The organism is Geomonas paludis, assembly GCF_014193585.1.
Lineage (GTDB): Bacteria > Desulfobacterota > Desulfuromonadia > Geobacterales > Geobacteraceae > Geomonas > Geomonas paludis.
The window spans coordinates 1-18,742 of sequence record NZ_BLXY01000010.1; the positions used below are offsets into that span (position 1 = coordinate 1).

General features: G+C 62.4%; 16 protein-coding genes and 1 rRNA gene. 10 read left to right on the top strand and 7 right to left on the bottom strand.

Annotated elements, in window-relative coordinates; all coding sequences use genetic code 11:
- Positions 1–104: ribosomal RNA gene (gene rrf / locus H7687_RS17090) — 5S ribosomal RNA — on the top strand; the annotation flags it as partial.
- Between the two features lie 191 nt (positions 105–295).
- Here rrf and H7687_RS17095 read toward each other — a convergent pair.
- Entirely contained in the window at positions 296–1,822 is a 1,527-nt protein-coding gene (locus H7687_RS17095) for a radical SAM protein (RefSeq protein WP_183349651.1), read from the bottom strand.
- A gap of 241 nt (positions 1,823–2,063) precedes the next feature.
- Here H7687_RS17095 and ung point away from each other — a divergent pair, with 241 nt between their 5' ends.
- Positions 2,064–2,756: a uracil-DNA glycosylase gene (gene ung / locus H7687_RS17100; RefSeq protein ID WP_183349653.1), complete on the top strand. Its 693-nt coding sequence runs from the start codon at positions 2,064–2,066 to the stop codon at positions 2,754–2,756.
- Between the two features lie 67 nt (positions 2,757–2,823).
- Here ung and H7687_RS17105 read toward each other — a convergent pair whose 3' ends face one another.
- A complete protein-coding gene (locus tag H7687_RS17105; RefSeq protein WP_183349655.1) occupies positions 2,824–4,422 on the bottom strand; it encodes a methyl-accepting chemotaxis protein in 1,599 nt (532 codons plus the stop codon).
- 300 nt (positions 4,423–4,722) lie between these two features.
- Here H7687_RS17105 and H7687_RS17110 point away from each other — a divergent pair, with 300 nt between their 5' ends.
- Positions 4,723–5,025 (top strand): hypothetical protein, encoded by a 303-nt coding sequence (locus H7687_RS17110; RefSeq protein ID WP_183349657.1) that lies wholly within the window; start codon positions 4,723–4,725, stop codon positions 5,023–5,025.
- Positions 5,026–5,097: 72 nt separating this feature from the next.
- Here the strand turns inward: H7687_RS17110 and H7687_RS17115 are convergent, their stop codons facing one another.
- The 3 genes from H7687_RS17115 to H7687_RS17125 are packed head-to-tail and all read right to left on the bottom strand — an operon-like array spanning position 5,098 to position 8,450.
- Positions 5,098–7,263, bottom strand: coding sequence for an ATP-binding protein (locus tag H7687_RS17115; RefSeq protein ID WP_183349659.1), 2,166 nt, complete (start codon positions 7,261–7,263; stop codon positions 5,098–5,100).
- Positions 7,250–8,125, bottom strand: a complete 876-nt coding sequence (locus H7687_RS17120) for an HDOD domain-containing protein (protein WP_183349661.1) — start codon at positions 8,123–8,125, stop codon at positions 7,250–7,252. Before H7687_RS17120 ends, H7687_RS17115 begins: the two co-directional genes overlap by 14 nt.
- Positions 8,115–8,450, bottom strand: coding sequence for a hypothetical protein (locus H7687_RS17125; RefSeq protein WP_246404976.1), 336 nt, complete (start codon positions 8,448–8,450; stop codon positions 8,115–8,117). The genes H7687_RS17120 and H7687_RS17125 overlap by 11 nt, the downstream gene beginning before the upstream one ends.
- Before the next feature lie 223 nt (positions 8,451–8,673).
- On the opposite strand from H7687_RS17125, the gene H7687_RS17130 reads away from it, so the two are divergent.
- The 3 genes from H7687_RS17130 (at position 8,674) to H7687_RS17140 (ending at position 11,369) form a co-directional block, all read left to right on the top strand.
- Positions 8,674–9,600 (top strand): DMT family transporter, encoded by a 927-nt coding sequence (locus H7687_RS17130; protein ID WP_183349665.1) that lies wholly within the window; start codon positions 8,674–8,676, stop codon positions 9,598–9,600.
- 75 nt (positions 9,601–9,675) lie between these two features.
- On the top strand, positions 9,676–10,461 hold the full coding sequence (locus tag H7687_RS17135; RefSeq protein WP_183349667.1) for a DNA-formamidopyrimidine glycosylase family protein: 786 nt from the start codon (positions 9,676–9,678) through the stop codon (positions 10,459–10,461).
- Between the two features lie 380 nt (positions 10,462–10,841).
- On the top strand, positions 10,842–11,369 hold the full coding sequence (locus H7687_RS17140; protein ID WP_183349669.1) for a DUF4142 domain-containing protein: 528 nt from the start codon (positions 10,842–10,844) through the stop codon (positions 11,367–11,369).
- A 71-nt stretch (positions 11,370–11,440) separates the two neighbouring features.
- Here H7687_RS17140 and H7687_RS17145 read toward each other — a convergent pair whose 3' ends face one another.
- On the bottom strand, positions 11,441–11,587 hold the full coding sequence (locus H7687_RS17145; protein ID WP_183349671.1) for a hypothetical protein: 147 nt from the start codon (positions 11,585–11,587) through the stop codon (positions 11,441–11,443).
- 73 nt (positions 11,588–11,660) lie between these two features.
- Entirely contained in the window at positions 11,661–13,199 is a 1,539-nt protein-coding gene (locus tag H7687_RS17150; RefSeq protein ID WP_183349673.1) for a cytochrome B6, read from the bottom strand.
- Between the two features lie 254 nt (positions 13,200–13,453).
- Between H7687_RS17150 and H7687_RS17155 the strand changes: the two genes are divergently transcribed.
- From H7687_RS17155 to glgX, 4 genes are all read left to right on the top strand, one after another.
- Complete coding sequence (locus H7687_RS17155) at positions 13,454–13,993, top strand: hypothetical protein (protein ID WP_183349675.1); 540 nt, start codon at positions 13,454–13,456, stop codon at positions 13,991–13,993.
- 1 nt (position 13,994) lies between these two features.
- Entirely contained in the window at positions 13,995–14,522 is a 528-nt protein-coding gene (locus tag H7687_RS17160; RefSeq protein ID WP_183349677.1) for a glycine zipper family protein, read from the top strand.
- Positions 14,523–14,952: 430 nt separating this feature from the next.
- Entirely contained in the window at positions 14,953–16,497 is a 1,545-nt protein-coding gene (gene lnt / locus H7687_RS17165) for an apolipoprotein N-acyltransferase (protein ID WP_183349679.1), read from the top strand.
- A 110-nt stretch (positions 16,498–16,607) separates the two neighbouring features.
- Positions 16,608–18,740, top strand: a complete 2,133-nt coding sequence (gene glgX, locus H7687_RS17170; protein WP_183349681.1) for a glycogen debranching protein GlgX — start codon at positions 16,608–16,610, stop codon at positions 18,738–18,740.
- The last annotated feature ends 2 nt before the right edge of the window (positions 18,741–18,742 follow it).

Consider the following 18,742-nt stretch of genomic DNA (forward strand, 5'->3'; position numbering starts at 1 on the left):
CCGAGAGGGTCACACCCGTTCCCATCCCGAACACGGAAGTTAAGCCTCTCTGGGCCGATGGTACTGCATTGGAAACGATGTGGGAGAGTAGGTCGCCGCAGGGAATTTAATAGAGAAAGCCCCGTCTGATTACAGGCGGGGCTTTTTCGCGTTCTGGCTGCTAGCTTGTTTGCGGCTCGTTGCTGCGGTCCTTTCCTCCCGCTGCTGCCGGCGCCCTCACCCCTGCCCCTCTCCCACCTTCGGGTCGCAGCCCTTCGGTCGGCAAGCCCAGGGGGAGAGGGGGATCACATTATCATCACAGCGCGGTCTCTCCTTGCACCATGGGACACTGTGCCGGCGGCACCAACACGCTTCCCGAGTGGAAATAGGCGTCGCGGAAACAGTATCCTGCCTTGCTGTGACACTTCGCCAGGTTCTTACAGTCGTAGCACACGGCACCCTTGAACTGTTCCGTCTTCGGGAACGGGTAGTTCAGCAGCGGCTCGCTGTTCCAGACTTCCAGGATCGAATTGGTCGACACGTCGCCTACGAACAACGCTTCGTCATGCGGGACGGTGTCGTAGAGCATAACCTTGCCGTCCGGGGTGATGGTCATGCTGCTTTGCGCGCCGAATGAGTGATCCCCTTCCCTCCAATGCCTGATCTTCTCGTGGATTTCCGAATCCTCACACGGGAGGGCCGTCACAGGTTCAGCCAACCGTCGCTGTACCGCAACGCGGTCCTGGACCGGCTCGCATCCTATGGTTCTCAAGTCGATCTCGGGGAAGTCGATCCTGGCTCGGCGACACTGGTCGATGATGGACGCCCTGTCTTTCTTGCTCAGGAACAAACTCTCGTTTTTGCCGTCGAGGCTTCTGTTATAGGCCGCCACCGAGATCTGGCGCACCCCCATGTCCTGCAACTCTTCGACCCAGTCGTAGATATGACGCACGGTAAGTGCCGTCACCACGGCCTTCACCCTTACGTTGAACCCTCTTTTCAGCAGGTTCCTGATGCTATGCACCGCCCTGTGGTAGTACCCCGGGCTTCCGGCGAGGTTGTCCGCCGTCGGCTCGTTGGGGTCCATGTTCAGCTGGATCTCGCGCACGTACTGGTTGACCGGCTGCGTCATGCCGATGGAGACCAGCCGGTCTGCTATTTCTTCGGTGATGTAGCACTTGGTGGAAAGAGTGAAGAGCATCTCGAGGTCGATCAATTCCTCGATCAACTTCAAGGCGTCCTTTCGGAACAGGGGATCCCCGCCGGAGAGCGAGACCTGCTCGATCCCCAGCGATTTCGCTTCGCGCAGCAGCTCTTTCCAGCGCTCGGTCGACAACAGCTTGCTTTCGGGAACGCAGTGCCCTTTGGCGAAGCAGTACGAGCAATTGGTGTGGCAGTCGTTGGAAAACATGAGGTTCAACGCGAGCGGCACAGCAGGCCGCTCTTGAGCCTTCCATTTGGATGCCTTGACGGCGAACTCGAAAGGGTCGATGCGCTTGACGTAAGGTTCGAGCTCCGGGGTCATGCTGACCACGGCGTCATCCTCCCTGTTTGCCGCCATGATCACATCGGTGACAAACCCCTGCGACACCTCCTGTGATTCCAGGTCGAAGGCGTACTGCGCGATCATGGACAGATGGCGTAAGGTCAGTCTGCCGTCCATCAGTGCCAGCGTAGCCCCCATCTTGGGGGACAGCATCGAGTAACGAACCTGCTCCTGCTCGTAACGGCACAGCAGGGCCCAGTGACCATTTCGTTTCAGGCGCCAGTAAGGAGATATAACGGGAACTGTGGTTTCGGTGATAGCTATGTCCTTGCCCAAAACGGAACATTCTAGTGGCATGGTCTCCTCCTCCTTCGGATTACGCCTCTTTTTCAACTCCAACAGTCTACTTCGGCATTAAAAACTGTCAATGTACGTTGCCTTCATGCGTTTACCTGCAACAAACGTTGCTCTTGGCACCTACTGACAGCGCGACGATGTGCTGATGCTGAGACTGGAGGGTGTAGATTCGGCTTGGCGGCCCGGGGAGGGTATGGTAATTTCAGCCTATTCCATGGATGAGGCATGCGGAGCTGCCACGATGTCGACTGAATCACAGGTACGTCTGGAAACGAGCTGGAAAAACCACCTCCTGGACGAGTTCGAGAAGCCCTACATGCGGGACCTCAGAGAGTTCCTGCGCCAGGAGATGTCCAGGCGGAAGGTGATCTATCCCAAGGGGAGTGAATACTTCAATGCCTTGAATTCGACCTCCTTCGACCGGGTCAGGGTGGTCATCCTGGGGCAGGATCCCTACCACGGGCCGGACCAGGCCCACGGACTGTGCTTCTCCGTGCAGCACGGGATCGATGCTCCACCTTCGCTGGTGAACATATTCAAGGAAATTCAGAGCGACCTGGGACTGGCGCCGGCCGACTTCAGGCACGGCCACCTGGGGGCATGGGCGGATCAGGGCGTGTTGCTGCTCAACAGCGTGCTGACGGTGGAGGCGGGCAGGGCGGCTTCGCACCAGGGGAAGGGGTGGGAGGTTTTCACGGACCGGGTCATCGCCCTGTTGAACGAGAAGAAGGAGCACGTGGTCTTCATGCTGTGGGGTGCCTACGCGCAAAAAAAAGGGGCCGTCATCGACGAGAGCCGGCACCTGGTACTGCGCGCCCCGCACCCGTCTCCGCTTTCGGCGCATCGGGGCTTCCTGGGGTGCCGCCATTTCTCGCAGGCCAACGCCTACCTGGCCCGGCACGGCCTGCCCCCCATCGACTGGCGCCTGCCCTGAACCCACCCATAAAAAAACGGCCCGGGCATCACGCCGGGCCGTCCTCGTATCCGGTTTTCCTTTTCTACTAATAGCTGAACCGGCTGATCTGCCCCTTGAGGTTCGCCGACAGCGAGTTGAGCTTGTCGGCCGTGGCCATGGACTCGCGGTTGGCCCGCGCCGTCCCCTGGATGATCCCGGTAATCTGGTGCACGTTGTTGCTGATCTCACGGCTGGTGGCGCTCTGCTCCTCGGCGGCGGTAGCAATCTGGCCGATCTGCAGGGTCACCTCGTTGATCTGCTTCAGGATCCCTTCCAGGCTCTGCCCTGATTTCACCGAATCCTCGGCCCCCTTGGCCGCTTCCCTGGCGCTTTCCTGCATCACCTGCACCGCACGCGTGGTCTCGTCCTGGATCGACCGGATGTTGCTCTCGATCTCCTTGGTGGCGTGGGTGGTCCGCTCCGCCAGGCTGCGCACCTCGTCGGCGACGACGGCAAAGCCGCGCCCCTGCTCGCCGGCGCGGGCCGCCTCGATGGCCGCATTGAGGGCCAGCAGGTTGGTCTGGTCGGCGATGTCCTGGATGGTGTTGATGATCTCCCCGATCTGCTGGGACATGGCGCCCAGGCTGCTGACGCTTTCGGAGGTAAGGCGCACCTTCTCGTTGATGAGCTGCATGCCGCGGATGCTCCGCTCCACGTCGGCGGAGCCGATGGTGGCCATGTCGCAGGCGCGTTGCGCGCTCTCGACCGCCTGCAGGCAGTTCCTGGAGATGTCGGCTGAGGTCGCCGCCATTTCCTCTCCGGCGGTGGAGACGGTTTCGGTCTGCCCCGCCACTTCTTCGGTGGTGCGCGCCAGTTGTTCGGTGCTCTTATGCAGTTCCGAGCTTGCCTCGGTGACCGAATTGGCGTTGTCGGCGACGGTCTGGACGATGGCGTGCACCCGCTCAATGAAAAGGTTGAAGTAGCGGCTCGCGGTCCCGATTTCATCGTCGGACTCCGCCAGGCGGCGGGTGAGGTCGCCGTCACCCTCGGCGACGTGCTTGAGCGTAGCGATCAGTGCCCGCATCGGCTCGAGCGCGCGGTGCATCACCAGGAAAGCGACCAGCGCCAAAAGCCCCGCCAGCAGTACCGAAATGCCCAGGCTCAGGTATTTCAGGTCGTCGAAGACGGCGAGAAACTGCGACTTCTTTTCGCCGACGAAGAGGGCGCCGATGACCTTGCCCTGGTTGTCCAGAAGCGGCAGGTATGAGGCGAAGTGGGGGGTGCCCAGGATTTTGGCCTCGCCCACGTAGGTGGCTGCCCGGTCCATGACCGCTTCCCGCGCGGCGCCCTGCAGCGACGTGCCTACGGCCCGGCTGCCGTCGTCCTTCTTGATGGTGGTGGCAACGCGGACGTCGCCCCGGAAGATGGTGGCCTCGCCTCCGAAGATTTCCTTCATCTTGTCGGTCAGATCATTGCGGCCGTCCAGCACTGTCCCGTTTGCCTGCAGTTTCCCGTCCACCATCGCGAACCCGGAGCCGTTGGGGGCGACCAGTTCGCGGAAAGCCTTGCTCCGCGCCGTGAGGCCCACCGTGACCTGCCGGGTGATCTCCTTCTTGATAACGTAGAGCGTGACTGCCGATGTAGTGATGGTGGCGATCAGGACGATGGCCACGTTGGCGATGAAAATCTTTTTGCTGATGTTCATTAATGCACACCTCTTGCGCTGATGGTGGACGTGATGCTTCCGTCGTTTTGTAATACTTTTCGGCTTAGCCGCTGGAATATTTAGGGAAATTGACGATATTTTTGTATACAGTATGCCGAAAGTCGCGCACTGGCAGATCGACACGCGGGGACTGTCATAGAAGAGACAGGGAAAGTCCGATGGGAGTTACAGGCGATAGGATTTCAGATCGTTTGCCGATAAAGAAAATCACTTGCAAAGACAAATCGCGTTCCCTATACTCATAATATCCTGAATTGTCACTGAAAAAGGAGGTTCGTCATGAAAGGTGTTGTCAGGAAACTGGGTTTCCTTGCCACGGTAACTATCATATCCGCCCTCCCGGTTGCTGCTGAAACAGGCATGGGGATGAGCGGGGGAGATAACATCCAGAAAGACCAGTGCCTGCTGGTAGCACAGACCTGCCGGGACAGCGTTGACTCACTGCAGCAAAGGATAGACAGGCTCGAGCGTGAGATCGGTAAAGGTACCAGCGTGTACACGAAGGAAGAGCTGAGGAGCCTGGAGTTCAAGCTTCAGGACGCCATTCAGAGCATGGAGGTTCTGACCAGGGGGGGCGCATAGCGGCGCCTCACTTAAAAAAACGCAACGCACGAGAATGGGGGCTGCAGTTCAAGCCTCCATTTTTGTTGCCTTTCACTTCTGCTGGGGGGCGGCGACCGCTACGAATGCCGCAAATGCCTGCTGCAACTGCTCCAGAAGGTCGGCCAGGGGGGGGATTTCACCGCTCTTGGCAACCAGTTCCATCTGCGCCGCTATCGTGCGCACCCGCCTGGCACCCATGTTGGCCGCCGTTCCCGCAATGGTGTGGGCCTTGAAATAGCAGGTCTCGTGGTCACCGCGTTGTAGCGCCTCTTGCAACAGGCGCAGGTGCTCGGTTACCGCCTCCACGAACTTGGTCACGAATAAGCCCACCAAGGCCTCGTCGCCATCCAGACGCTCCACGAGGTCCCCCAGGTCGAAGTCCGGTTCTGCGGCGGGCTCCTGGGGGGGCGGCTCCGGTACAACGGGGGCTGCGGGGGGGTGTGGGGCGCGCGCCGCCTCGGCACTGATCTTCCTGATGACGGCGTTCAACTCCTTTTCCCGCACCGGCTTGGAGATGTGGCTGTCCATCCCGGCCTGGCGGCAGATCTCCACGTCCTCCTTCATCGCGTTGGCCGTCATGGCGCAGATATGGACCCTGTGGCCGGTTCCCCTCTCGCGGCAGCGGATGATCCTGGTCGCCTCCAGCCCGTCCATGAGCGGCATCTGCACGTCCATGAAAATGAGGTCGTAAGGCCACTGCTCCCACTGCTCCAGCGCCTCCTCCCCGTTGGCGGCGCAGTCGACCTGGTGGCTGCCGGTCTTGGCGATGAGCTTCAGGGAGATGAGCTGGTTGATCGGCACGTCGTCCACCAGGAGTATGCGCAGCGGGCTCAGGGACGCGCCCCCCTGATCTTCCGCGTCTTCGGCGGGCATCTCGCCGGGAAGCGGCAGTCGCGCCTGCAGGGTGAAGCTGAACACGCTCCCCTCGCCGAGCCGGCTCTCGACCCCGAGGGAGCCTCCCATCAGTTCGACCAGGCTTCTGCTGATGGAAAGCCCGAGGCCGGTGCCGCCGTAAAGACGGGTGGTGGAACTGTCGGCCTGGGAGAACTTCTCGAAGATGACATCGAGGGCCTGGGGGGCGATGCCGATGCCGGTGTCCGCGACGGCGAACTTCAGCAGCACCCCTCCCGCCGTGTGTTCCAAGAGGCGGCAGCTCACCGTGATGGTCCCTTTGTGGGTGAACTTGAGCGCGTTGCCCACCAGGTTCCCGAGCACCTGCCCGATGCGCACCTGGTCCCCCTCGATCAGCTGCGGCAGCCCCTGTCCCATCTCCAGCTGGACCTGCACGCCCTTTTCCTGCCCGCGCAATATGAATGGCTGCAGGGAACGGGTCAGGAAGCGGTGCAGATCGAAGACGATCCGCTCCAGCGTGATCATGCCGGCTTCCACCTTGGATATGTCCAGGATCTCGTTGATGATGGTGAGCAGGCTCTCGGCGCAGTCCGACAGCGATCCCAGGTAGTCCCGCTGCACCTGTTCCAGGGGCGTATCCATGAGCAGCCGGGCCAGCCCGATGACGCCGTTCATCGGGGTGCGGATCTCGTGGCTCATGTTGGCCAGGAAGATGCTCTTGGCGGCCGTGGCCGCCTCCGCCTGCACCAGGGCGTGCTCGAGTTCCGTGGTGCGCTGCTGCACCTTCTGCTCGAGGTTCTGCATGTGTTCCTGGAGCATGTCGTACAGCTCGGAGTTCTCCACGGCGTACGCGGTGTTGATCAGGATGCTGCTCAGGGCGTTCAGCGTGGAAACCTCGGTGTTCAGGTGGTTACCGGGCATGATGCCGGCGAACATCCCCCTGATGCGGCTGTTGGTGGCCAGCACGTGCAGCACTAAGGTCTCGGCGCCCGAGATGGTGGGGACGACGACCGGGTGGTTCTGGTTCAGCGCCCAGGCGAAGGTGCCGTCCTGCACCCGCGCCTCCACCTCTTTGCGGACCGCCGCCCTGGCCTTATCCGGCTCGCACACCGTGAGGTGGAACGAGGAGTCCTCGTCGATGCCGAACATGGAGAGGGTGGCGAACGGAATCAGGCGCCTGAGCTGCCCGAAGACCGCCTTGATCACGAAGGAGGATTCCTTGAGGCGGTAGATGTCGGACTGGAAGTCGCTGCAGGCGGTGAGGACGTCGAGAGTCTTCAGGTAGTTGAGGTTGCTCTCTTCGAGAAAGCTCACCCTTTCCTGAAGCTTGCGGATCTGGATGTCGCGGGGGTCATCGGGCGGCATCGTCACCCCCGAAGAGTGCGGAGACGGTCTGCTCGTAGGTGGCATCGACCTGCTTCACCAGCGTCGGGAGGTAGAAGCTGGAGATCTGCAGCCGGTCCCACACGCCGTGGTCCAGCTCCGGTACGAAGACCTCGCCGCTGTTGCCTATCTGCAGGGCGTGGGCGATCAGGTCGGCGAAGTGCAGGATGGCCCCCTCTCTCGGGTACTGGTCACCCTTGCTGCTGTCGTGGTGGGTACCCACGGGCTCGGCCACCCGCGGCGGGATCTTCCAGCGCTTGAGCAGGGCGCTCCCCACCTCGGCGTGGTCGAAGCCGAGCCTGTCGCGCTCGGCGCGGTGCAGCAGGGTCCCGGTGGCGCGGCACTGCTCGAGCAGTTCCAGGCAGATCTGGGGCACCTTGACGTACATCACCAGCCTCCCCACGTCGTGCAGGATGCCGGCCACGAAGAACCGTTCCAGGTTGGACTCCCGCTGGCTGGTGGCCAGAAGCCTCGAGGCCAGGCCGGTGGCGATGCTGTGTTTCCAGAACTGCTCCATGTTCACCAGGTCTTGCGGGATCCCCTTGAACACGTCCATGACCGAGAGGGCGAGGGCCAGGTCGCGCACCTGGAGCACCCCGATGATGGTGACCGCCTGGGTGATGGTGTCGATCTTGGAGAAGTAGCCGAACAGCGGGCTGTTGGCGAGCTTCAGGATGCGGGCGGTGAGCCCCTGGTCCTCGGCGATGATCTTGGCGATGTCGCCGATGGAGCTGCGGGGATGGTCGATCGCCTCCGACAGCTGCGAATAGAACAGGGGAAGGGAGTGGATGGTGGAGACATCCTCCACCATGTGCTCCACCGAGAGTTGGGGCTTACGCAGCACGGGTCGCCCTCCTCTCGGTGCAGATGCGCATCAGTTCCTTGATGGCGGGGTGCTCGGGGTCGTTGTAGATGAAGAGCCGCTCCATTTCCGCCCTGGCCTCGGCAAGGCGCTCCGGGTCGATCTCCAGGTTCAGCGGCGCCGGCGTCTCGGCATCCTCGACCACGGCGTCCCCGGCCACCTCGACCTCGAGGACGCCCCACATGCGGAAGATGGAAAAATGCTTGTCGGTAAGCTCGGCGCCGGCGGGAAGGAGCATGCGCCCGCTGCGGTCGCAGACGTTGCGGCTAAGCACCATACCCGGGGTGAGATTGTCGATGTGGACCACTGCCAAGGCAAAGCCTCCTGTTTCTTTGGCGAGGGCTGCAAACAGAGCCTGTTTGGATTGTATCGGTAGGGGGCAGGTATTACTTTAGCGAAGATAAAGAAGCCTCCAGTGCTGACAACTGTCCACGCCGGTTCATTTTTGTTTGCTTAAAATGCTCTAAGTGGATGCCGCACCTGCGTCACGACAGTTGACATCTGCAGCCGCCCCTGTCTTTAATATGCGGATGCACAATTCCATTCAACACGATCACCGTTCATCCAAAGCAACCTTCTGGCTGATACTGACCACCGTCTTTTGGGGCGGCAGTTTCATCTTCAACAAGATCGGCTTCCGCGAAATTCCCCCGGTCACCTTCCTGTTTTACCGCTTCGCCCTGGCGACGCTGCTCATGGGGGTACTGTGCCTGCCGCGGCTCAAACGCTTCAACCGGCGCACCTTCAGGACCGGGCTCATCGTGGGTCTTGCCCTTGCCGCCACCAACCTTTCCTTCGTGCTCGGCGTGAGCGGCACCAGCGTTTCCCGGGCCGGGTTCCTGAACAACCTGTTCGTGCTCCTGATCCCGCTGCTTTGCTTCGCCTTCTGGCGCGAGCGGCTGGACCGCCTGAGCGCGGTCGGGCTGGTGCTGGCCCTGGCGGGACTGTGGCTTCTGGCCCGCGGCGGCGTGGACGGCTTCAACAAGGGGGACCTGCTGTCGACCCTGTGCGCGCTGTTCATCGCGCTGCACATCATCTCGGTATCGAAGCTTCTGCGTGACGAGGACATCTACCTGCTCAGTTTCGTCCAGTTCGCCACCGTGACCGTGGTAGGGGGGACGCTGGACCTGCTCTTTCCTTCGCCCCCCCTGTCGGTCACCTGGGTCTCGATAGGCTCGCTCATCTACTGCGCCATCTTCCCGACCGTGATCTGCTTCACCCTGCAGAACACCTACCAGCGCTACACCACCCCGACCAAGGCGGGGCTCATTTACACCATGGACCCGGTCTGGAGCATGCTGGGGGGGACGCTGCTTTTGGGCGAGCGACTGACCACGGAGGAGTGGACCGGCTGTGCCCTGATCTTTGCCGCCGTGGTGCTTCCCCTGTCCGTGAAGCGCCTGCGCGAGCGGCAGCTCGGCCTCGACTACCGGGCCGAGGGAGCTGCCGCCGACTGACCTCTGCCCCGGCGTTGACATCGCGCCGTTGCAGGCTACGCTCACCCAGTTATCTTGCGCCGTGAAGGAGGAACCATGCCGGAACTCCCCGACCTCACCGTCTACGCTGAAAATCTCGCCAAGGCCCTGACCGGGAGGAAGGTCCGTACGGTGGCGTACCACCAGCGGGGGAAACTGAACGTCGCCGAGGGGGAACTGGCCCAGGCGGTGACCGGCGCCCAAGTGACCGGCATCGAGAGAGCCGGCAAGCAGGTCGCCTTCCGGTTCGGCAACGGCAACGTCGTGCGGGTGCACCTGATGCTGACCGGCGGCTTCGTCCTCACCGACTCGCGGCAGCTCGACCGCCTGCGCTACCCGGTGCTCACCGTCACCTTCGAGGACGATGCCGTCCTTGCCGTCACCGATGAAAAGGGGTGGGCCAGCGTGGCGCTCAACCCCGCCGAAGAGAAGGACGCACCCGACGCCCTCACCGTCACCGCCCAGCAGTTGGAGCAGCTGTGCCGGAAGAAACCGAGGACCCTGATCAAGCCGCTGCTGCTCGACCAGGCGCTCATCGGCGGTATCGGCAACGCCTACGCCGACGAGATTCTCTGGAGCGCGTGCATCTCCCCGAAGTCCCCGGCAGGCAAGCTTCCCCCCGAAGCGGTACAGGCCCTGGCGGACGCCATCCCGCAGGTGCTCACAGATGCCATCGCCGAACTGAGGAAGCGGCACCCGGACATGGTGTCCGGCGAGTACCGGGAATTTTTGAAGGTGCACCGTCCCGAGCTGAAGACCTCGCCCACCGGCGCCAGGATCATCAAGGAGAACGTGCAGTCCAAGCGCACCTACTACACCGACGAGCAGCAGCTGTACCAGTAACGGCGCTGCACCACGTGCCCGTAAGACATCACCATTCCCCGATTAGTCATGATCTTCCGCCAAATGCCTCTACATCCCCTCTCCCTCCGGGAGAGGGCTAGGGTGAGGGCGTTGCCCAGAGCGGATCATCTGAGCCGGCAGAGCCCTCACCCGCCCGTTGGGCACCCTCTTTCAGAGGGAGAGGGACTAGCGGAAGATTGTCGCTAATCGGGTCACCATTTAAGTTCCACGAAGCGCCCGCAAGGGCGCTTTTTTGTTGCCTGCGGCTGCCGTCCGCCCTCCTCCCGGGTTGACAAGAGAATGAAGGCCGCTACTTTTAGATGGTTAGATTTTACTAATCTGACATATCGTCGGCTTCGGCCACAAAAAAAGGAGGCAACATGAAGAGAAAACTGGTGTGGATGGCGGTGGTTTCCCTGTTTGCGGTGTGCAGCCTGGTTCTCCCGGCACTGGCGGCGGACAAGCTGACCATGGGCGAGAAATCATTCGTAAAGGAAGCGGCCAGCGCGGGGATGATGGAGGTCGAACTGGGGCAGATGGCCAAGGAAAGGGGCAAGTCGCAGGAGGTGAAGGACTTCGGTCAGCGCATGGTGACCGACCATGGCAAGGCCAACGACGAGCTGAAGAGCCTCGTGGACAACCGGATGAAGCTGCCGACCAAGCTGGAGCTCAAGCACAAGGCGATGGTGGACAAGCTCGCCAACGCCTCTGCCGACGAGTTCGACAAGAAGTACGCCCAGGCCATGCTGAAGGACCACAAGAAGGACGTGGAGAAATTCAGGAAGGAAAGCAAGAAGGCGAAGGACCCCCAGCTGAAGGGGTGGATCGACAAGACCCTGCCGGTGCTGGAGCAGCACCTGCAGCATGCCAGGGACCTCGCCCACAAGATGGGCGTAGCCGAGAAATAACAACAGTGCGGCGTGAGCCGCACGGTGCTGACCATGAGGGGCTTCGTCATACGACGAAGCCCCTCTTTGCTTCAACGCGCCCTGCCGTACCGAAGCGTCATGTCGGCCAACCGCCCGGCGACGTCGGCCAAGTCGCACGACGGTGGCAGCCGCCACTGCATCTGCTCACGCACTTCGGCGGTGATCACGCCGAGGATCCCGCTGGAGCGCTTTTTCATATCTCCTCCGTAAAAAAAGCCCCACCTCGTAGAAAGTGGGGCTTGGGCAGCGAGATGATGTATGCCGTGACGACTAGAGCACCCGCAGGAAGGCGACCAGGTTGTCCTGCTCCTGTTGGTTGAGCCTTAGACCCAGCACGAGGTCGAAGAACTTGACCGTGTCCTCGAGGGTGAAGCAGCGGCCGTCATGCATGTAAGGCGGACTCTCCTTGATGCCGCGCAGGGTGAAGGTTTTGATCGGGCCGTCGCCGGGCTCCCTGGTGAAACGCTCCAACTGCAGGTCGTGCATCATGTGGTCGAGGTAGAAGGGGGCCGGATGGCAGCTCGCGCACCGTCCCTTGCCGTTGAAGATCTCCTCCCCGGCGATCTCCTGCTGGGTCGCCAGCCGGCGGTCCAACCGCCCGGACGGATCAAGCTTGGGCGCCGGCGGGAAGTCAAACATATTCTGCATCTGTGCCATGTGCGAGACGTGGATGCGGTCGATGATGGGGAACCCCTTCTTCATGGCGTGGATGGGGTCGCCATTGAAGTAGGCGGTCCGGAACTCGAACTCGGTGAAGTCCTCGACGGAGCGTAGGCTTCGCTTGGACCCATGGATCTGCTGGTTGAACATGCCGCGCAGGCTCACGGTGTCCAGCCTGAAACGCCGCTCCCAAGGGCGGAAGTCGGGGCTTTGATGAAACTGGCCCGTGGTGTGGCCGTTAATATGGCAATCGAGGCAGGCAACGCCGAGGACGGGCTGAGCAGTTTTGCGGTCGTCGGTGGGGTTGAACTCTTCCTGGGGAAGCGGCGTAAGCAGGAACTGGAGCCCGTTCAACTGGACGGGCGTCAGTATGTCCTTGAAGAGCCGGTAAAAATTATTTATGGACACCACCTCTCCCCGTGAGACATCGCCCAATTCCGGCCTGTTCTGCAGGAACATGGCCGGAGGGAATTCAGGCAGGAACGCCTCGGGAAGGTCGAAATCTATGTCGAAGCGCTGTAGCCGCGGGAACATGTCGATCTGCATCCGGGGAAAAACTTGGCCTCCATTGGCGTTGTTCGGATGAGGAAGCGGGGGGTAGGGGAACAGGTTGGCGGACCTTATCTGCACCGGAGACATAGCACTCAGTTTTTCCCATGTCGTTCCCTGCGGCAGCCTTGCTGTCGGGCCGACTGCTATAGGTTTGCCGCGTGTCATCTTCACATCCGGAGATAGTCTGGGCCTCAGGTCATATCTCATCTCGAGCAGGCGCTGATGGATCTCGGCAACCTTGGGCTTTGCGGCGACATCCTTTTGATATATCTCCTCGAAGGTCGTGAAGGGCTTTTTCGCATTGAGCGGGTCACGGTAGAACTCGAATCCCAGGTGCCTTCCCTCGTCGGGTTGGTTCTTGAAAGCCTGCGACGCAAGTTCCGCATTGGATTCCTTGAAAACCGGTGAGTTGTCATGTTGGTTCTTTTGCTGCTCGGGGCGGGTCCTTGCCACCTCCCTCTGCGACTGGACCTCCTGGACCGCGTCCGGTGGGGGCTTGTGCGAGGGGTGTCCCTCGGCCGTCCACGAGTTGACGGCGGGAAGAATCAGAGCTGCTGCAAGAAAAAGGGACGAGACGATGGTTGCATCTTTTCTCATACGTTAGCTCCTCTTATGCTGGTAATATTTGAACCAGCTAATTTTTGCATAGGCGGCAGGGAAGTCAAACTGCTTCAGGGGGAGGTAGCGTCGGCGAAGGCCGGTGCTGTATCAGCCACCCCCTTTGCGGTACCGGCTTCACATTGACAGGGGTGGCACTCCAGGTATGCTGTCTCGGGTTAGCTTTTGCAGATATTTCGGCCCGGTAGTATACTGAAATCGCTGTAAAACATCCCTCAAAGGAGGGCCAGGTCATGAAGAAGATCCGGATTAGCATCCTTTTACTTCCGTTGTTCCTGATCGCTGTGTCAGTGACCGGTTCCGTTACCAGTAGCCACGCGGATTCGGGAGCACGCGGCGAAGCTTTCACGCGCGTTGCGGGTCGAGGCGGCGGTGAGGTCGCGGCCCGCACGTCAGGGCGTGGCGGGTACACCCGTGGCTACAGCCGCGGCGGGTACAGCTACGGCGGCCACAGGGGCGGCAGCCACTTCTCCGGCAGCGTCTATATCGGTCCGGGTTGGGGCTGGGGATGGGATCCCTTCTTCTACCCCTACTACTACAGCTACCCGGCCTATCCGTACTACTACACTCCGCCGACGGTCGTGGTGCCTCAGGAACCGCAGGAATACATATCGCCGGACACCGGGACCGGCGAGGAGCAAACCGGGTACTGGTATTACTGCCGCAAGCCGGAAGGATATTACCCATACGTGGAGCGCTGCCCGAGCGGCTGGATGAAGGTCGTACCCGATACCACGCCACCGTCCCAGTCAGAGGAAGACAAGGAGGATTGACATGAGAACAACCAGGATAACAGTTTGGTCGTTGCTAGCCTTCCTGGTGCTTGGCGGTTGCGCCACCATGCCCACGGGCCCAAGCGTCAGGGTGCTGCCGACCCCGGGGAAATCCTTCGAGCAGTTCATGGCTGAAGACGGGTTGTGCCGCAGGTACGCCGAGCAGAGCCTGGGCATGAGTCCGCAGGACACGGCAAACCAGAACACCGCCACCAGCGCGGTCGTCGGCGGCGCCGTCGGGGCCGGCGTCGGTGCCCTGTTGGGCGCGGCCGGCGGCAATGCGGGGGCCGGCGCGGCCATCGGCGGCGGCACGGGCCTTCTCTTCGGCGCGGCGAGCGGTTCCGAGTCCGGCCGGGTCTACGGCTACGAGGCGCAGCGCCGTTACGACAACACCTACGTGCAGTGCATGTACGCCAAGGGGAACCAGATCCCGGGATCGGTGCGCAAGGTGCGTCGGGCGCGGCCGTACACCCCGCCCCCTCCGCCCGACATGTACTCGGTTCCGCCGGATTACTATCCGGAGCGTTGAAAGAAGTAGGGGCGCCTTCCCAGGCGCCCTTTCTTTGTTGGTAGAAGGGACAGGCTCCGCAAGGTGCCTGTCCCTCTAGCGGAACGCCCTTTTCAGCTCAGCCAACTCCCAACTGCTAAGGGGACAGGCACCTGGCGGAGCCAGTCCCCTCGCCGTCTGCTCCCCTGTTAGATTGTTTCCTGGTTCCCAAGCTCCAGCTTGGGAACCCCATATGGCGCAAAGCTCCAGCTTTGCATCCGAGGGAAGTTGGAGCTTCCGAGAGGCTTTGCGTTCCCAAGGCGGACCTTGGGAACGAGATCAAAGGGGACAGTCCCCTCGCCATCTGCTCCCCTGTTAGATTGTGATTATTAAGCGGCTGTGCTATCGTGCCACCCTGCGCAGGCGCGGGCGTCCACCCGCAGCTGCAGTTATTCAGACAAGAGGTCCATCCTTGACTACCTCCGCAACTTTCAAGTCCCTGCTCCCCTGGTGTGCCGCCGTGGTGAGCGGCGTGCTCATGTTCCTGGGCTACGCCGGTTTCGATCACTTCTACCTGGAATGGTTTTTCCTGGTCCCCCTGCTCTGGGCGCTTCGGGACCAGCGACCGGCGCGTGCCTTCTGGCTGGGCTGGCTGGCCGGCATCGTCGGGCACGGCGGCGGTTTCTACTGGATCATCCAGATGTTCCAGCAGTTCGCCGGCGCCCCGTGGATCGCCGGTGTCTTCGGCCTCATCCTCCTGGCCGCCGCCAACGGCATGGTGCTGGCGCTCTGGGCCCTGGGGACCCGGCTGCTCACCCGTGAGAGGCAATGGTACGTGCTCTGGGCCGCACCGGTACTCTGGACGGCGATCGAGAAGCTCTGGCCGGAGGTTTTCCCCAACTACATCGGCGCCAGCCAGTATCGCATCTCGCACCTGACCCAGATCGCCGACTTCGCCGGCATCCTCGGCGTCTCCTTCCTGGTGGTCTACATCAACGCCACCCTGTACTGGGTGACGCTGCGCTGGCGCGAGCAGAGGGTGGTGCCGTGGCGGGCCGTGGCGGCGCTCACCGTGACGCTTGTGCTGGTGGCGGGGTACGGGGAGCTGCGTCTCAGGGAGGTGGACCGAAAGCTCGCCAAGGCGCAGACGCTGACCGTGGGGCTGGTGCAGACCAACCGGGGGGCGGCCGACAACCACCTGGCGGTCGACCTGATGCAACAGGAACATCGCGAGATGTCGCAGCAACTGGTAGCCACGCACAAGCCCGACCTGGTGGTCTGGCCCGAGGGGGTGTTGAGTGTCGCCCTCGACTCCCGCACGGGAAGCCTCCCCACCTGGGCGCTGGGTGACCTGCGCACTCCGCTGCTCTTCGGGACCTGCCTGCAGATCAGGGAGGAGGGGGAGACCCGCTTCTGCAACAGCGCCCTGTTGGCCGACCCCTCCGGGCGCATCATGGGGAGCTACGACAAGACAGTGCTGGTCCCCTTCGGCGAGTACATCCCCTTCGGCGACATCTTCCCGCAGCTCTACACCTGGTCTCCCTACAGCGCCAAGTTCTTCTCGGGGCGCAGCGTGGAGCCGCTCAAGCTGGGGGACCACCTCCTCTCGGTGAGCATCTGCTACGAGGACATCTTCCCCACCCACATCAGGAAGCTCATGCGCGACGGGCGCACGGGACGCAGGCCCGAGGTGATGGTCAACATCACCAACGACTCCTGGTACGGCAAGTCGGTGGAGCCGATGGAGCACCTGGCGCTGGCCAGCTTCCGCTCCATCGAGAACCGCCGTGCGCTGGTGCGCGGCACCAACACCGGCATTTCCGCCTTCGTCGACCCGGCCGGCCGCATCGTCAGCCGCACCGGGGTCTGGACCCGCGAAGTCCTGGTGGGCCGGGTGCCGCTTTGGGAAGGGGGGACGGTGTATGGCGCGGCCGGGGACTGGATCGGCTGGCTCTGCGCCGCCATCTCGGTGTGCGGGTTTGCCGCTGTGACTCTTTCTAAAAAAGCACGCACCTGAGTTTGACTGAAAAGTATAATCATCTATAGTCTCACAGGGTAAAAAGCTAAGTAACAGCCTCACCCTCACAGAGAAAGCGTTCAGGCTATGTAATCGGTCGGAAGGAAACAATGACGAAATCGACTGGAAGAGCAGGCAGGAAAAACGGGGAACTACCCAGGGGAAACACCTCCCCGCTGGGCGCCACCGTGACCCGGGGCGGGGTCAACTTCAGCGTCTTCGCCAGGGATTGTACCGGTGTGGAGCTGCTCCTCTTCGACCACGCCGACGACACCGCACCCGCCCGTGTCATTACGCTCGATCCCAAGCACAACCGCACCTATCACTACTGGCACATCTTCGTACCCGGTATCGGCGCCGGCCAGCTCTACGGCTACCGCGTCGCGGGTCCCTTCGAGCCGCAGCGGGGGCGCCGCTTCGATCCCGGCAAGGTCCTCATCGACCCCTATGGCCGCGCCATCGCCGTCCCCGACGGGTACTGCCGCGGCGACGCCTGCCTCCCCGGCGACAACGCGGTAAGCGCCATGAAGAGCGTGGTGGCGGACCCGCGCGGCTACGACTGGGAAGGCGACCTCCCCCTCAAGCGCCCCTATTCGAAGACGGTCATCTACGAGATGCACGTCGCCGGCTTTACCAAGCACCCCTCCTCCGGCGTCGCCGAGGAAAAGCGCGGCACCTACGCCGGTCTGGTCGAGAAGATCCCGTACCTGAAGGAGCTGGGCATAACCGCCGTCGAACTGCTGCCGATATTCCAGTTCGACCCGCTCGACGCCCCCCTGGGGCTGCGCAACTTCTGGGGGTACAGCCCGGTCTCCTTCTTCGCGCCGCATGCCGCCTACAGCTCCCGGAAGGGACCGCTGGGGCCGCTGGACGAGTTCCGCGACATGGTCAAGGCGCTGCACAAGGCGGGCATCGAGGTGATTCTGGACGTGGTCTACAACCACACCTCCGAGGGGGACCACAACGGCCCCACCTTCTGCTTCCGCGGCTTCGCCAACGACGTCTACTACTCCCTCGACGCCGACGGCAGCTACATCAACCACACCGGCTGCGGCAACACGCTGAACGCCAACCACCACGTGGTGCGCCGGCTGATCATCGACTCCCTGCATTACTGGGTCAAGGAGATGCACGTCGACGGCTTCCGCTTCGATCTCGCCTCCATCCTTTCCCGCGACGGTCAGGGACGCCCGCTCAAGAACCCGCCCATCCTCTGGGACATCGAGTCCGACCCCGCGCTGGCCGGCATCAAGCTGATCGCCGAGGCCTGGGACGCCGGCGGGCTGTACCAGGTGGGGAGCTTCATCGGCGACAGCTGGAAGGAATGGAACGGCGAGTTCCGCGACGACGTGCGCCGCTTCCTGAAGGGGGACGAGGGGGTGGTATCCCGCTTCGCCGCCCGAATGCTGGCGAGCCCCGACATCTACGGACACCAGGAGCGCGAGCCGGAGCAGAGCATCAACTTCGTCACCTGCCATGACGGCTTCACCTTGAACGACCTGGTCAGCTACAACGACAAGCACAACGAGGCCAACGGGGAGAACAACCGCGACGGCTCCGATGCCAACCTGAGCTGGAACTGCGGCGTCGAGGGGGCGACCTCGGATCCCGCCATCGAGGCGCTGCGCAACCGCCAGGTGAAGAACTTCATGGCGGTCACCCTGCTCGCACTGGGGACCCCGATGATCCTCATGGGCGACGAGATGCGCCGCACCCAGCGCGGCAACAACAACGCCTACTGCCAGGACAACGAGTTGGGGTGGTTCGACTGGGACCGGCTTGCCGTGCACCCGGACGTGTACCGCTTCACGCGGGAGCTGATCAGGGCGCGCCTGCGGCAGAGCGATACCCCGGTGGAGACGCTGACGCTGAACCAGCTCCTGGGGCAGGCGCGCCTGGAGTGGCACGGCGTCCACCTCGGCACCCCGGACTGGAGCTACCAGTCCCACAGTATCGCCCTCACCGTATGGAGCGCCTCCAAACACCTCGTGTTCCATTACATGGTCAACGCCTACTGGGAGCCGCTCACCTTCACGCTCCCGCCGCCACGGAGGCTCCCCGGTGGTGCCTGGCACCGCTGGATCGACACCTCGCTGGCGTCCCCCGACGACATCTCCCCCTGGGAGAGCGTGCCGGAGCTCGGCTCCGACAGCTACCGGCTGCCGCCGCGCAGCCTGGTGGTGCTGGTGGCGAAGCGGCACTCGAGAAATTCCTCCCGGCCGGTTGCCCCGGCCGCCCCGTGAGG